Annotated in this window: 17 protein-coding genes; 4 read left to right on the top strand and 13 right to left on the bottom strand. The window is 67.4% G+C overall.

The features are described 5' to 3' along the window. Nucleotide 1: 1 nt before the first annotated feature. Genes G8346_RS09010 through G8346_RS09020 form a run of 3 tightly spaced genes read right to left on the bottom strand, consistent with a single transcriptional unit; the run spans nt 2 to nt 1,954 of the window. Nucleotides 2–706 carry a DUF3047 domain-containing protein gene (locus tag G8346_RS09010; RefSeq protein ID WP_206202651.1) on the bottom strand — a complete coding sequence of 235 codons (705 nt, stop codon included), beginning with the start codon at nt 704–706 and terminating at the stop codon, nt 2–4. Then, nucleotides 678–1,118, bottom strand: a complete 441-nt coding sequence (locus G8346_RS09015; protein ID WP_166050367.1) for a PaaI family thioesterase — start codon at nt 1,116–1,118, stop codon at nt 678–680. Before G8346_RS09015 ends, G8346_RS09010 begins: the two co-directional genes overlap by 29 nt. Beyond that, nucleotides 1,118–1,954 carry a DMT family transporter gene (locus tag G8346_RS09020; RefSeq protein ID WP_206202676.1) on the bottom strand — a complete coding sequence of 279 codons (837 nt, stop codon included), beginning with the start codon at nt 1,952–1,954 and terminating at the stop codon, nt 1,118–1,120. Before G8346_RS09020 ends, G8346_RS09015 begins: the two co-directional genes overlap by 1 nt. A 126-nt stretch (nt 1,955–2,080) precedes the next feature. On the opposite strand from G8346_RS09020, the gene G8346_RS09025 reads away from it, so the two are divergent. Beyond that, a complete protein-coding gene (locus G8346_RS09025; RefSeq protein ID WP_166050371.1) occupies nt 2,081–2,737 on the top strand; it encodes a DUF2799 domain-containing protein in 657 nt (218 codons plus the stop codon). Between the two features lie 30 nt (nt 2,738–2,767). Here G8346_RS09025 and G8346_RS09030 read toward each other — a convergent pair whose 3' ends face one another. From G8346_RS09030 to G8346_RS09055, 6 genes are all read right to left on the bottom strand, one after another. Beyond that, nucleotides 2,768–3,490: a TorF family putative porin gene (locus G8346_RS09030; RefSeq protein ID WP_166050373.1), complete on the bottom strand. Its 723-nt coding sequence runs from the start codon at nt 3,488–3,490 to the stop codon at nt 2,768–2,770. 89 nt (nt 3,491–3,579) lie between these two features. Next, a complete protein-coding gene (locus G8346_RS09035) occupies nt 3,580–4,416 on the bottom strand; it encodes an ABC transporter permease subunit (RefSeq protein WP_166050375.1) in 837 nt (278 codons plus the stop codon). Further along, nucleotides 4,413–5,342, bottom strand: a complete 930-nt coding sequence (locus tag G8346_RS09040) for an ABC transporter permease subunit (protein ID WP_370520573.1) — start codon at nt 5,340–5,342, stop codon at nt 4,413–4,415. Before G8346_RS09040 ends, G8346_RS09035 begins: the two co-directional genes overlap by 4 nt. Next, nucleotides 5,339–6,496 (bottom strand): ABC transporter ATP-binding protein, encoded by a 1,158-nt coding sequence (locus G8346_RS09045; RefSeq protein ID WP_370520574.1) that lies wholly within the window; start codon nt 6,494–6,496, stop codon nt 5,339–5,341. Before G8346_RS09045 ends, G8346_RS09040 begins: the two co-directional genes overlap by 4 nt. 45 nt (nt 6,497–6,541) lie before the next feature. Beyond that, complete coding sequence (locus G8346_RS09050) at nt 6,542–7,657, bottom strand: polyamine ABC transporter substrate-binding protein (protein ID WP_166050377.1); 1,116 nt, start codon at nt 7,655–7,657, stop codon at nt 6,542–6,544. Between the two features lie 76 nt (nt 7,658–7,733). Beyond that, nucleotides 7,734–8,351, bottom strand: coding sequence for a class I SAM-dependent methyltransferase (locus tag G8346_RS09055; protein WP_166050379.1), 618 nt, complete (start codon nt 8,349–8,351; stop codon nt 7,734–7,736). Between the two features lie 105 nt (nt 8,352–8,456). Between G8346_RS09055 and G8346_RS09060 the strand changes: the two genes are divergently transcribed. After that, a complete protein-coding gene (locus G8346_RS09060; protein ID WP_166050381.1) occupies nt 8,457–9,698 on the top strand; it encodes a mandelate racemase/muconate lactonizing enzyme family protein in 1,242 nt (413 codons plus the stop codon). A 9-nt stretch (nt 9,699–9,707) separates the two neighbouring features. Here G8346_RS09060 and G8346_RS09065 read toward each other — a convergent pair whose 3' ends face one another. Together G8346_RS09065 and folA are read right to left on the bottom strand one after the other, a co-directional pair. Then, nucleotides 9,708–11,093, bottom strand: coding sequence for a diguanylate cyclase (locus G8346_RS09065; RefSeq protein WP_166050383.1), 1,386 nt, complete (start codon nt 11,091–11,093; stop codon nt 9,708–9,710). A 101-nt stretch (nt 11,094–11,194) separates the two neighbouring features. Further along, a complete protein-coding gene (folA, locus tag G8346_RS09070; protein WP_166050385.1) occupies nt 11,195–11,698 on the bottom strand; it encodes a type 3 dihydrofolate reductase in 504 nt (167 codons plus the stop codon). A gap of 95 nt (nt 11,699–11,793) precedes the next feature. Here folA and G8346_RS09075 point away from each other — a divergent pair, with 95 nt between their 5' ends. After that, the gene (locus G8346_RS09075) at nt 11,794–11,997 is read left to right on the top strand and encodes a DUF2892 domain-containing protein (protein WP_166050387.1); all 204 of its coding nucleotides are present in this window, start codon (nt 11,794–11,796) and stop codon (nt 11,995–11,997) included. A gap of 62 nt (nt 11,998–12,059) precedes the next feature. Here G8346_RS09075 and G8346_RS09080 read toward each other — a convergent pair whose 3' ends face one another. Next, nucleotides 12,060–12,893, bottom strand: coding sequence for a thymidylate synthase (locus G8346_RS09080; RefSeq protein ID WP_166050389.1), 834 nt, complete (start codon nt 12,891–12,893; stop codon nt 12,060–12,062). Between the two features lies 1 nt (nt 12,894). After that, complete coding sequence (gene lgt / locus G8346_RS09085) at nt 12,895–13,677, bottom strand: prolipoprotein diacylglyceryl transferase (protein WP_166050391.1); 783 nt, start codon at nt 13,675–13,677, stop codon at nt 12,895–12,897. Between the two features lie 52 nt (nt 13,678–13,729). On the opposite strand from lgt, the gene G8346_RS09090 reads away from it, so the two are divergent. Then, nucleotides 13,730–14,071, top strand: coding sequence for an SMR family transporter (locus tag G8346_RS09090; protein WP_166050393.1), 342 nt, complete (start codon nt 13,730–13,732; stop codon nt 14,069–14,071). Nucleotides 14,072–14,081 lie beyond the last annotated feature (10 nt).

Raw genomic sequence — 14,081 nt, forward strand, 5'->3', positions numbered from 1 at the left:
TTCAGCGCTCCGGTGGCGCGCCCGAAAGGCGGATGTCAGCGTACCATGCACGCGCGCTGCCGCCGGTGTCGTCCGCGTCGGTCATCAGGGCAACCCCGTCGAGGCTGTCCAGCTCCTCGCCGAAAGCCTGGCGCCAGTCTGCCCGCAGGTCGCGCACATGGTGCACCCACTCGCCGGCGCGATCCGCACCGCTGTCCAGTGCTATGAGCTGGACATTGTCGCCGGCATAGGCGCTGGGCCAGCGCGCGCCCTCCGGCTGGCCGCTGGACCAGACATAGTTGAGCGCCCGGGTGCGCCACCAGGCCCATCCGCCGCTGCGCACCACGTAGATGCGTGCAGCGTAGTCGTCCCCGGACTTGCGGCGCTCATCGGTAGCGGGGCCAAAGGTGGACTCCACGCGCCAGCGCCAGCTCAGCCAGGGGGTTTGCCCAGGATCGATGTCGGCCTCGTAAAACAGGGCTGAGGCGGCGCCGTCGGCTTCAGCCTCCAGCACCTGCTCACCGTCGAGAGTCACCAGCCGATACGTGGTGGCGCCGTTGAATTCACGCGCCTGCCAGCCTTCCAGGCCTTGCCGGAAATCGCCGACGCGCAGTTCGAGCTCCGGCCCGGCAAGGGCCACCGCCGCGCCCATCGCGAGCACGGCCGGCCAGTAACGTCGACGGCAGCCGCGCATGGCCTCAGGACCGCCCGCCTGTGAGCGTCTCACCAACCACCGCCAGGGTCACCAGCGCCTTCGATACGAGCTTTTCCTCACCGCCGGCCACACACCAGTTCTCCGCTTCCGCCACGGTCAGCGTGCGGCCGGCCTTGATGACACGCGCCACGCAGTACATCGACTCGCCCCGGGCGGCGCGCAACAGGTTGATCTTGTACTCCGCCCCGAGGATGTGCTGGCCCGGTCGCAGCAGCGAGGCGGCCGCGGCGCCGGCGGTGTGATCGGCCATGGCGCCCTGCACACCGGCATGGACGAAACCATCCTGCTGCAAGTGCCGCGCAGCGATCTCCAGCCGGCTGCGGCACTCGCCCGGCGTTATCGACACCAGTTCCAGACCCAGCTCGCGGATGAAAGGAGCGGCGGTGAAGAAGCGTTCCAGTGCAGCGCGGTCGATATCACTCATCATTCTGCTCCGGCCGCATTGCGGCTTTTTTCAAGAATCACCAGCGCGATGCCGCCGAGCACCGCTGCGGCGGCCAGCACCAGCCGCAGGGTGATCGGTTCCCCCAGCAGCGCGACCCCGCCCACGGCCACGATCACCGGCACCGACAGTTGCACCGTGGCCGCGGTGACCGACTTTATCAACGGCACCACCGAGTACCACAGCACATAACCGAGCGCGGAAGTCAGCGCGCCCGACGCCACCGCATACGCGAACCCTGCGGTATCGATGCTGGCTTGCCCCAGCATGAAGAGGCTGAGCGCCGCGGTGATAGGCACTGTGCGCATGAAGTTTCCGGCCGTCACCCGCGTCGGGTCGCGCGCCCCCTGGCCGCGCATGGAGTACACGCCCCAGCAAATCCCGGCGCCCAGCATCATCGCACCCGCCAGCGGGGGCGGCGCCGACAGCCCGGGCAACAGCAGCCCGACCAGGCCGCTGAAGGCCAGCACCACGCCGGTGACCTGCACGATGTCGAGGCGCTCGCCGCGCCTCAGCCCGAGCCCGATCATGGTCACCTGCACCGCCCCGAACAGCAACAAGGCCCCGGTCCCGGCCGTGAGCTCGAGGTAAGCGAAAGAAAACAGCACCGCGTAGCCGAACAGCGCCCAGGCCGACAGCCAGTTGCCGGACTCACTCGCCGGCAGTGGTGCGCGGCCACGGCTGCGGCGCAAGTACAGCAGCAGCCATAACATCAAGGCGCCGGAAACCAGCCTGATAGAGGTGAAGCTGGCGGCATCGATCCCGGTGTCGCGCAGCGCGACGCGGCAGAACCAGGAGTTGGCAGACAGCGGCAGCATGGCGAGCGCCGTGAGCGCGATGACGCGTGCCCGGCTCACGAATTGTGAGACTCAGCGCAGAAAAGGGAAGCCGGCCTGGGTGTTAACATCGCCGCGGTCACAGGATTTCCCGGAGACTATATCGCAATGCGCATCGTCGCCATCCGCTCTCCACGCTATCTCGGCCGTGCCATTTGCGTCGCAGTGGCCGCCCTGGTGCTGGGTGGTTGCGCCAGCATCGGCGAGGACGAATGCCTGGCCATGGACTGGCGCACCGTCGGCTACGAGGACGGCGCCGCGGGCATGGGCATCGAGCGTCTCACGTGGCGACGCCAGGCCTGCGCCAAGTACGGCGTCGCCCCCGACCTGGAAGCCTACCGGCTGGGGCGCGACGAGGGCCTGCTGGAGTTCTGCGTGCCCGGCAACGGGTTCCGCGTCGGCGCTGGAGGCCAACGCTACAGCGGGGCCTGTCCCGACCTGCTGGCGGACGAGTTCCTCGTGGCTTACGAGGCCGGGCGCCAGCTGTGGCGGCTGGAGCGCCGTGTCGACGAGGCGCTGGCGGGCATCACGGCGCGGCGCAATGAAATCAAGCGCATCGACGAAATGCTCAGTACAGCCGGCCTGATCATCGTCAGCCCGGAATCCACCGCGGAGACCCGCGCCCAGGCACTGCTCGACATGAAGAACCTGGCGGACCGCCGTACCGAGGCCGCGGTCGAGATCGACGCCCTGGAGCGCGCGCTGCCGGATTACGAGGCGGAACTCGAAGCGTACCGGGCCACCCTGACCTACGTGGGCCACTGAGCGGCGCCGGTACGCTCCGGCCCCGGCGACTCAGAACTCCCAGCTGAAAGTCAGCACCACGCGCCCGTCGGCCCACTTCTCGGGGCCGAGGAAATCCTGCACGTCCGTGTCGAAGCCCGAGGTGTCGTAGTACGACAGGTCGGCCGTGATGGCGTCCCAGCTGCGGTTTATGCCGAACTGGTAATCCCAGTAATCACTGCCGGCAGCGTTCGAGATGTCGTTGAACCCCACACCGGCGGTAAAGGTGTACCCGGTGTCGCCCAGTGGGTACTCGCCACCGAAGTGGTAATAGAGCGCGCTCTCGTCGCTGTTGATGTAGTTATCGGTGTAGCCCAGGGTCGCAGTGAAGTTCATGAAGCCGTAGGCGGCGATGAACTCGTTGTAGTTGATGCCGAAGCCCTGGTTGGCACTCGGGTAGAGGTAACGCACGAGCTGCAGGTCCAGCCAGGTCTCGTTCTCGAGTTCCAGCGTCCAGCCGACGTAGAGATCGACCTCGATGTCGATGCCGTCCGGGGCGTCGAAATCGACGTTGGAGGCCCAGGCGCCGGCATACAGGCCGCTGGCGTGCCCGAAGTCCAGGCTGCCCTGCAAGGCCGGTCCTTCGTCCGTCTGGCTCACGCCACGGAAGACGTAATCGCTGGTCAGCGCCACCGAGCCGCCGTACCACCAGTCACCGTCCTGGGCCTGGGCCGCGCCGCAAGCCATTCCCGCCAGCAGGCCGGCGCACAGTGCCGGTGCGATTCTTTGTGCCATGTTTCAGTTTCCTCGAGTTAGCGGGCCTGGGCCCGGTCCATCCACTTATCAAGCCCCTTGCGCGGCCGCGCAAGGGGCACATTCGGGTATCAGTTGGCGCCCCGCACCTGCTCACGCCGCTTGCGTTCGCCCCGCGCCATCACGCGCCAGGCGAAGAAGGCCGCGATCGAGACCGCAGCGATCCAGATGGTCGCCAGCGCATTGATCTTCGGGCTCACGCCCATGCGCACCGAGGAGAAGACCTTCATCGGCAGAGTGGTCGAAGCAGGGCCGGAGACGAAGCTGGCGATCACCAGGTCATCGAGCGACAGCGTGAAAGCCAGCAGCCACCCGGCTGCCAGCGCCGGCAGGATCAACGGCAGGGTGATGATGAAAAAGACCTTGACGCGATTGGCGCCCAGGTCCATCGCTGCCTCTTCCAGCGAGCGGTCCATTTCCGTCAGGCGCGAGGCCACCACCACGGTCACGAAAGCGGTCGCGAACGTCGTGTGTGCGATCCAGATGGTGCCCATGCCGCGCATGATCGGCGTGCCCATCAACTCGCCGAGGTGCACGAACAACAGCAGCAGGGAGAGCCCGGTGATCACCTCGGGCATCACCAGCGGCGCCGTGATCAGGGCCCCGAACAGCGTCTTGCCGCGAAAGCGCCGGAACCGCACCAGCATCATCGCCGCCATGGTGCCGATGGCGACGGCGCTCCACGCGGTGTTGAAGGCGACGCACAGGCTCACCCAGGCCGAGTCCATGAGTTGCCGGTCGGCGAACAGTTCCCCGTACCACTTGGTCGAAAAGCCGCCCCATACCGTCACCAGGCGCGACTCGTTGAAGGAATACACCACCAGGCTGATGATGGGCGCGTAGAGGAACAGGAAGCCGAGCCCCAGCATGGCCAGGCTGAAAGCCGAGTTGCGTCCCGCCCGCCTCATGCCAGCTGCTTCTCCAGTTCGCGCGACTGGTAGTTGTGAAAGATCGTGATGGGGATGATCAGCAACAGCAGCATGATGATCGCCACCGCCGACGCCACCGGCCAGTCGCGGTTGTTGAAGAACTCTTCCCACAGCACCTTGCCGATCATCAGCGTGTCCGGGCCGCCAAGCAGCTCCGGGATCACGAACTCGCCGATCACCGGGATCATCACCAGCATCGAGCCCGCGATGATCCCGGACAGGGTGCGCGGCAGGGTGATGCGCAGGAAAACCTGCCACGGACGCGCGCCGAGGTCGTAGGCGGCTTCCTCGAGGCGCGGGTCGAGGCGCACCAGGTTGGCGTACAGCGGCAGGATCATGAACGGCAGGTAGGTGTAGACCACGCCGATGTAAACAGCGAGCGGCGTGTGCAGCATCTGCAGCGGTTCGCTGATCAGCCCCGTCCACTGCAGGAAGTTGTTCACCAGGCCGTTGTTCTTGAGGATGCCGATCCAGGCATAGATGCGGATCAGGAACGCCGTCCACGAGGGCAGGATGACCAGCAGCAGCGCCACGTTGCGGGCTGCCGGCTCGAGCCGGGAGATGGCGTAGGCCATCGGGTAGCCGATCAGCAGGCACAGCAGCGTCGAGACCACCGCGACCTTGACCGAGCCGAGGTAGGCCGAGACGTACAGGCTGTCCTGCACCATGTAGAGGTAGTTCTGGAAATTCAGGCTGATGGTGATGCCGTTCTCGGTGCGGGTCAGCAGGTCGCCGTACGGCGGCATGGCGATCAGGCCTTCGGCGAAGGAGATCTTCAGCACGATGGCGAAAGGCACGGCGAAGAACAGCAGCATCCACAGGAAAGGCAGCGCGATCACCAGCCAGCGCGCGCCCGGCAGCCGCGCCCGCAGGCGGGCGGCCAGCGAAGCCAGGGGGGCCTTCACGATGACAGCACCACGCCGGCCATGTCGTCCCAGCTGGCCCAGACCTCGTCTTCCCAGGTGAAGTCCTCGTTGGCCCAGCGGCGCGAATTGGGCACGTGCGCCAGCAGCTTCAGGCCGCTCGGCAGGCGGATGTGCATCACCGAGTGGCTGCCGAAATAGGCGATCTCCTCGATCTTGCCGCGGAAACGGTTGTGCGGCTGGTCCGGCATCTCCTTGCTGATCACCAGCTTTTCCGGGCGCAGCGCGAAGATCACGTCCATGTCCTCGTAGCCGGTGTGGCCGTGGCCGATATAGATCGGCTCCGGCAGCCCGGCGGCGCGGATAGTGATGTGGTCCGGCGCGTCTTCCTCGATCTTGCCCTCGACGAGGTTGACCGAGCCGACGAAGGTCGCGGCGAAACGATTGGCGGGCTGCTCGTAGATCTCGTCCGGCGTGCCCACCTGCACGATCTGGCCCTGGTCCATGATGGCAATGCGATGCGCCATGGTCATGGCCTCTTCCTGGTCGTGCGTCACCATCACGCAGGTCACGCCGAGCTGCTCGATGATGTTCACCACCTCGAGCTGCATCTCCGAGCGCAGCTTCTTGTCCAGCGCACCCATCGGCTCGTCGAGCAGCAGCAGTTTCGGGCGCTTGGCCAGCGAGCGGGCCAGCGCCACACGCTGCTGCTGGCCGCCGGAGAGCTGGTGCGGCTTGCGGCGCGCCATGGACTCCATTTTTACCAGCGCCAGCATCTCCTCCACGCGACGCTCCCGCTGCGCTTTCGGCAAGCCGTCCTGGCGCAGTCCGAAGGCGATGTTTTCCGCCACCGTCATGTGCGGGAACAGGGCGTAGGACTGGAACATCATGTTCACCGGGCGCCGGTAGGGCGGCAGCCCCGACAGGTCCTCCCCGTCGAGCTCGATCCGCCCGGACGACGGCAGCTCAAAGCCCGCCAGCAGCCTGAGCAGGGTGGACTTGCCGCAGCCGGAGGCGCCCAGCAGGGCGAAGATCTCGCGCTGGCGGATGGACAGGGTCACGCTGTCGACAGCCACGAAGCCGTCGAAGTCCTTCGAAACCCCGTCGATGCGGAGGTAGGCCTGCCGGCCGAGCGCATCGGCACGCGCGGGCGACACCGCCACCCGCGGCGCCGCAGGTTTGGCGCCGTTGTTCACCGCTCTTGCCCGAAGGGTCGGGCGACGCCGCGACGGCGCGTCAACTCACCTTCCGGTGCGGACCCGCGTCCAGGTCCGCGTATATACCCGGTCGACCTCGCGCGGCAGGGTCTTGAGACCAAACAGCCGCTCCATCACCTCGGGCGGGGGGAAGATGTTCGGATCGTCGCGGATCTCCTCGTCGAGCAGTTCCAGCGACGCCGGGTTCGGATTGGCATAGGCGACGTAATTGGTGATCTCCGCGATCACTTCCGGGCGCAGCAGGTAATTGATGAACAGGTGCGCGTTGTCCGGGTTGCGCGCGTCCGCCGGGATGGCGAGCGTGTCGAACCAGATCGGCGCACCCTCCTGCGGGATGGCGTAGGCGAGCTCGACGCCGCTCTCCGCTTCCTCCGCGCGGTAGGCCGCCTGGGCCACGTCGCCGGACCAGCCGACCGCGACGCAGATGTCGCCGTTGGCGAGGTCGTTGATGTACTGCGAGGAATGGAAGTAGGTGACGTGCGGGCGCACGGCCAGCAACACGTCGGCGGCCCGGGCGATCACCTCGGGGTCGAAGCTGTTCGGGTCCTCGCCGAGGTAATGCAGCGCCAGCGGGATCATTTCCGAGGCGGCGTCCAGCATGGCGAAGCCGCAGGCCGAGATCTTCTCGGCGTACTCCGGATTGAACACCAGGTCCCAGGAATTGACCTCGAAATCCGCGCCGAAGATCTCGGCGATCTTCTCGACGTTGTAGCCGATCCCGGTCGTGCCCCACAGGTAGGGCACGGCGTGACGATTGTCCGGGTCGTTCACCGCGATGCGGGCCAGCAGGTCCTGGTCGAGATTGCCGTAGTTGGACAGCTTGGCGCGATCCAGCGGCATGAACACGCCGGCAGGCACCTGGCGACCGAGGAATGCAGCCGACGGCACCACGAGGTCGTAGCCCGTGCTGCCGGCCAGCAGCTTGGCCTCGAGGACCTCGTTGCTGTCGAACACGTCGTACGTGACCTTGATGCCGGTTTCCGCCTCGAAATTCGCGATGGTGTCTTCGGCGATGTAGTCCGACCAGTTGTAGATGAACAGGTTGCCGCCGGACTCTTGTGCGTTCGCCCCGAGCGGCGCGACGAAAAAGCCGGCGACAAGGCCGATCGACAGCGCGGCCAGCTGCTTGCAAGTTTTCATAGCGGAATCTCCCACCCAGGAAGGCGAAGTATAAACCCTAGGTTTCCGGCTGCGTACCGGCAATGGTGAAGCATACCTAGCGCGGGGCGGCACTGCCACGGTAGTTGAAGGCTGCCGGCCCCCAGCCGGGGATGTAGCGTGCATCCATCTCCCGGACTTGGAAGCCGCCGGCCTCCAGCACCTGCGGGATGTGCCGGTCCAGGTTGCAGCCGCCACCGAGACGCCGCCACAGCGGGTTCAGCAGCGCCTGCTGGCGCTGCATCCAGCGATCCGGCGCCAGCCCGTGCTCGCAGAACAGCAGCTCGCCCCCGGGCTTGAGCACGCGGCGCATCTCGGCCAGCGCCGCGTCGGTATCGGGGATGGTGCAGAGCGTGTACGTGGTCACGATCGTATCCACGCTGGCGTCACGCAGCGGGATCCGGTCGCCGGGCGCCTCGACCAACTCGACCGGGAAGCGCGCAGCGGCCACGGCCGCATCCGCCTTGGCGTGCATTTCGGCGGACGGATCCAGCCCCCACACCATGCTCACCCGGGCGGGGTCGTAGAACGGCAGGTTCAGGCCGGAGCCGAAGCCGACCTCCAGCACCCGCCCGTGCGCTTGCGGCACCACCTCCGCGCGCTGCCGCATGGCGGAGCGCGTGCTGCACGCCAGGTGCACCACGTGCGGCAGGACATGCCGGCTGTAAAAGCCCATACGCTCTCCCGGCAGCTTGATGAGGACGTGTTCGTATACTACAGGCCGTCACCGGGCTGCGCGGATTGTCTAGAATGAGGCGGCATCCCAGGGAGGGTCTTGAGCATGGCGAACCGCATCGAGCGCATCGAGCTCTGGCACGTCAACGTGCCCCTGCCCGCCCCTTTCTGGCCCTCGTGGATTCCAGGCTATCCGCAGACCCACGTCGCGCAGACAGTGGCGCGCATCTACGCGGGCGACGGCCTGGTGGGCGAGACCGGCGGCCCCGCCTTCACCACGGAGCGCCGCGGCCTCGGCGACCTGCTCGGCGGCTTCCTGCTGGGATTGCCGGCCGACGACATGGACGCGGTACGCCGCCGCCTGCGCGAAGCCTCTTACCTGGGCTGGCGCAACTGGTGGCTGGAAGCCGCATGGTGGGACATGGCGGGCAAGCTCGCCGGCAAGCCCGTCTACCAGCTGCTGCAGCGGGAGCCGGCGACCGTGCTGAAAGCCCCGGTGTATGCCTCCAGCGGCTCGCTCAAGCCGCTCGACGAGCGGCGGCGCTGGCTCGACGAGATCCGCCGCATGGGCTTCAGCGCAGTGAAGATCCGCGTCAAGTACGCCACCCTGGAGGAGGACCTCGCCACGGTGCGGGCCGTGCGCGAGCACGTCGGCGACGGTTTCACCCTCGGCGTGGACGCCAACCAGGGCTGGCCCGTGTCCCTGTTCCGCCGCAACCCGGAGTGGGACCTCGAGCGTGCCACCGCCTTCGCACGGGGCTGCGATGAACTCGGCGTGGCCTGGCTCGAAGAGCCGCTCGACATGCATGACTGGCACGGCATGGCCGAGTTGCGCCGGCGCGTCAGGACGCCGATCGCCGGCGGGGAACTGCACGGGGCATGGCATGAGTTGCTGCCGCTGTTCGAGCACGAGAGCCTCGACAAGTACCAGCCGGACGCCATGTTCTCAGGGCTGACCGTGGCCGGCCGGGTGATGGACGAATGTCGCACACGCGGCCTCGACTTCACGCCGCACACCTGGTCCAACGGCTTCCACATGGTGGTCAACCTGCACGCCTTCGCAGCCTGGGAGCGTCGCAAGCTGCTGGAATATCCCTACGAGCCGCCGGGCTTCGTGCCGGCCGCGCGCGAGGGCATCATGCCGCCCATCACGGTGCACGCGGACGGCACCGTGGACGTGCCCCAGGCGCCCGGGCTGGGCCTGGAGATCGACGAGAAACTGCTGCGCCGCCACGGCAAGCGCTTCCACGTCGCGACCCCGCTCAAGGTCGCTGTGCGCGCGGTGCGCGAGAAAGGGTTGCGCTCGGCGCTGCTGCTGAAGAAAGCGAAGGACGCCTCCGCCTCCTGACGAGCCGTCTCAGTCCCGGCGCGCGCCGATGCTGGGGAAGAACTGCCGGTCGGACCCCAGCATGTGCCGCGCCACGAGGTCGTAGGCCAGGTACTGGAACAACTCGCCCCCCGCGAGGGTGCCGGCGCGGAAATCAGTCGCCATGTCGCGGGCCCGGGCCAGCAGGACAGCGTGCTCCTGCGCATGGCTCTCGCGATCCGCAAAGCCGACCTTGCTCAGGACCTGCTCCTCGTCACGGAAGTGGCGCGCCACGTCCTCGATCAGGCGCTCGATCAACTGCTCGACCTCGTCCGCCGGCCGGCCCGACAACACCGCCTCCAGCAGGTGGTTGGCGTCCTCGAACAGCGCCCGGTGCTGGGCGTCGATGAGGGGATGCCCGGAGCAGAAGCGCTGTTTCCAGACCAGGCGCACAAAGTTGCCTTCGACGTGCTCGGCTTCCGGCGCAGCCAGCTGCGAGGTGTCGACCTCGACCAGGTTGCGGCCGCGTTTCTTGGCCCGGTAGAGCGCGTCGTCCGCGCGCCGCAGCCATTCGGCGGCGGTCTCCGTGGGCGCGAACTGCGCCACGCCGATGCTGGCGGTGAGCGCGCCCACGCCGCGGAACTGGCATCGCTCCACCTGCTCGCGCAGCCGCTCCGCCGAGCGCTGTGCAGCGGGCAACGGCGTGTTCGGCATCAGAATGATGAACTCCTCGCCGCCCCAGCGCGTGAGCGAGTCGGACTTGCGCATGCCCTCGCGCAGGCAGTCTGCGAACTCGGCCAGGATACGGTCGCCGACCGGGTGACCGAAATTGTCGTTCACGCTCTTGAAGTGATCGATGTCGATGACCGCCAGCGACAGGGGGTGACCAAAACGTATCGCGCGGTGAGTCTCGCCTTCCAGGGCCTCCTCGAAGCGGCGCCGGTTCCAGGCCTTGGTCAGGCCGTCCGTACTGGCCAGCTCCTGCAGGGAACGCACGGCGGACGCCAGCTGCGCGTTGACCTGTTCTGCCGAACGCAGCGCCTGCGCTGCCTCCTCCGTCGCCTGTAACCGGCCCACCTGCGGCACCAGCAGGACGCCCACGGCCTCCATGGCGCCCTGCGCGTCAAACACCGGGAAGTGCGTCACCAGGACCGCCCGGGCACCCGCACCGGCCGCGCCTGGTTGCAGCTCGATGTTGACCGCAGCGCCCGTTGCCGCGCTCGCGCGCTGCGCTTCCTCCATGGCCCGCGTCATGGACTCCGGGAGCAGGTCGGCGTCCTGGCTGCCGCTCACGGTCGTTTCGGCTTGCGCGCCGAGCAACCGGCCGTAGCCGGGATTGGCATACAGGTAGCGGCCGTCCAGGCCCTTGATGGCCAGGCCGATGTCCTGGGTCGCGAGGAAGCCCGCGAAGATGTCGGGAATGCCGATCTGATACATTGCCGCCGCCTGCCGCCCCCGGGACCGTCCCGGGGCAGACGCACTTATACCCGCAGAAGCGCCGCTGCGGATTGAACGGGGTCACGAACTGCGGCAATTACTTAAGGGCGCGCGCGCTCCAGGACGACGAAAGTCAGGTCATGCGCGTTGCGTTCGTCGGCCAGGCGTTCGCGGCGCGCCACCTCGTCCCAGTCCTGCGGATCCAGGTCCGGGAAGCGCGTGTCTCCCTCGGGAGCGGCGTGGACGCGGGTCAGGTAGATCCGTCGCACGCGCGGCAGGGCCAGCCGGTAGACCGCCGCACCGCCGATGACCATCAACTCCTCCGCACCCTCGGCCTCCGCCAGGCTGAGCGCCTGGTCCAGCGAGCTCACCCGCTCTGCACCCTCGGCCTGCCATTCCGGGTCGCTGGTGAGCACGAGGTTGCGTCGCCCGGGCAAGGGCCGCCCGATGGAGTCCCAGGTCAGGCGGCCCATCAGGACCGGCTTGCCCAGGGTGACCTGCTTGAAATGGCTGAGGTCCGCCGGCAGGTGCCAGGGCATCCCGCCCTGCGACCCGATGATGCCGTTGTCCGCCACGGCGGCGACGAGTGTGACTTGTGTTGCCATGCCCTGATGATAGACCGAGGAGCGCCGCCGCGTTGACTTTAATATCAGGTGTATCTAATATTTGGCGCGTGGCCCGAATTCAAGGAGCGCACATCATGAACATCGACCGTTTCGTCTTCGCCTTCGCCGGCACGCTGGTGTTGCTCGGGCTGGTGCTGTCGCAGCTGTTGTCGCCCTGGTGGCTGCTGCTGCCCGCCTTCGTCGGCCTGAACATGCTGCAGGCGGCCTTCACCGGCTTCTGCCCGCTGGCGATCATCCTCAAGAAGTCCGGCGTGCAGCCGGGCTGCGCCTTCCAGTAAGGCCCGGCCGCGCAAAGTCTTCCCCCACGGGGCGCCATGGACGGCTCCCCATCTTCTCCGCCTCAGACTGACACCGGCGCCGGAATGTGCGGCTGCGCCTCGTAGCCGACGATCTCGAAATCCTCGTAGCGATACTCGAAGATGCTCGGCGGCCGGCGCAGGATATGCAGGCGCGGCAGCGGCCCCGGCGTGCGCGCCAGTTGCAGGTCGGCCTGCGCGAGATGGTTGCGGTACAGGTGCACGTCACCGCCGGTCCAGATGAACTCCCCCGGCTCGAGGTCGCACTGTTGCGCCATCATGTGCGTCAACAGCGCATAGGATGCAATGTTGAACGGCACGCCGAGGAAGATGTCGCAACTGCGCTGGTAGAGCTGGCAGGAAAGCCTGCCGTCCCCCACCCAGAACTGGATCAGGCAGTGGCAGGGCGCCAGCGCCATGCGCCCGGCACGCACGTTTTCCTGCGGCGACAGGGTCTCGTCCGGCAGCTCCGCAGGGTTCCATGCCACCACCAGGATGCGGCGGGAGTCCGGCCGGGTGCGGAGGGTCTCGACCGCCTGGGCCACCTGGTCGATGGCGCCGCCGTCCGCGGTCGGCCAGGCGCGCCACTGGCGCCCGTACACCGGCCCGAGCTCGCCCTCCTCCGTCGCCCACTCGTCCCAGATGCGGACCTTGTGCTCTTTCAGGTAGCCGATGTTGGTCTCGCCGGAGAGGAACCACAACAGCTCGTGCACGATGGAGCGGATGTGCAGCTTCTTGGTGGTGAGCAGCGGGAAACCGGCGCCGAGGTCGAAGCGCATCTGGTGCCCGAACACCGACAGCGTCCCGGTGCCGGTGCGGTCTTCCTTCTCCAGGCCGTGCTCGCGAATGTGACGCAGGAGGTCGAGATACTGTTGCATGTCAGGCGCTCCGCCGCGGACTCCGGTAGGCCAGCCACAGCAGCACCACGCCCAGCAGGATGAGCGGCGTGGAGAGCACCTGGCCCATGGTGAGCCAGCCCCAGGCGAGATAGCCGATGTGCGCGTCGGGCAGGCGCACGAACTCCACTGCGAAGCGGAACACCCCGTAGCCCAGCGCGAACATGCCCGACACCGCCATGCGCGGCGGCCGTCGCGCCGAGTAGAACCAGAGCACCAGGAACAGGGTGACCCCTTCCAGCCCGGCCTGGTACAGCTGCGAGGCGTGCCGCGTCGTGCCGTCCACCACGAAACCCCAGGGCACGTCGGTCGGCTTGCCCCACAACTCGCCGTTGATGAAGTTGCCGAGGCGGCCGAAGGCCAGCCCCAGCGGCGCAAGCGGGGCGATGAAATCGGTCATTTCGAAGAACGTCTTGCCCAGCTTGCGGCCATACAGCCACACCGCCAGCAGCACGCCCAGCAGGCCGCCGTGGAAGGACATGCCGCCCTGCCAGATCCGCAGCAGCATCAGCGGGTCGCGCGTCCATGCGTCGAAGTTGTAGAACAGGATCGATCCCAGCCGCCCGCCGACGATGACGCCGATGGCGCAATAGAAGATCAGGTCGTCGACCTGCTGCGGCGTCCAGCCCGAGCCCGGCTGTTTCGCACGGTGCCGCGCCAGCGCCCAGGCGATGGCGAAGCCGATGATGTACATCAGGCCATACCAGCGGATGGCCAGCGGCCCGAGCTGGACGGCGATCGGGTCAATGTCGGGATAGGGAATCATGGCGCGCTAGTTTACTGCAGAATAACGCCCCCGTTCCCTGGAGGATGAAGGCGTGACGCACTGGATCTATCTCGGCATTGCCATCGTGGCGGAGGTGATCGGCACTTCCTTCCTCAAGAGCTCGGACGGCTTCACGCGGTTCGCCCCGTCGGTGGTGGTCGTGGTCGCTTACGTGATCGCCTTCTATTTCCTCGCCCTGACGCTGCGCACCCTCCCCGTGGGCATCGCCTACGCGGTCTGGGCGGGCGCCGGCATGGCGCTGATTGCGCTGGTCGGTTACCTGGTCTTCGGCCAGCGGCTGGACGCCCCGGCCGTCATCGGCATCGGGCTGATCTTCACCGGCGTGGCGGTGATCAACCTGTTCTCGACCAGCATCCAGCGCGGCGGCGCCTGACCCGCCCGGC

This window comes from Thioalkalivibrio sp. XN279, from assembly GCF_011089885.1.
Lineage (GTDB): Bacteria > Pseudomonadota > Gammaproteobacteria > Steroidobacterales > XN24 > XN24.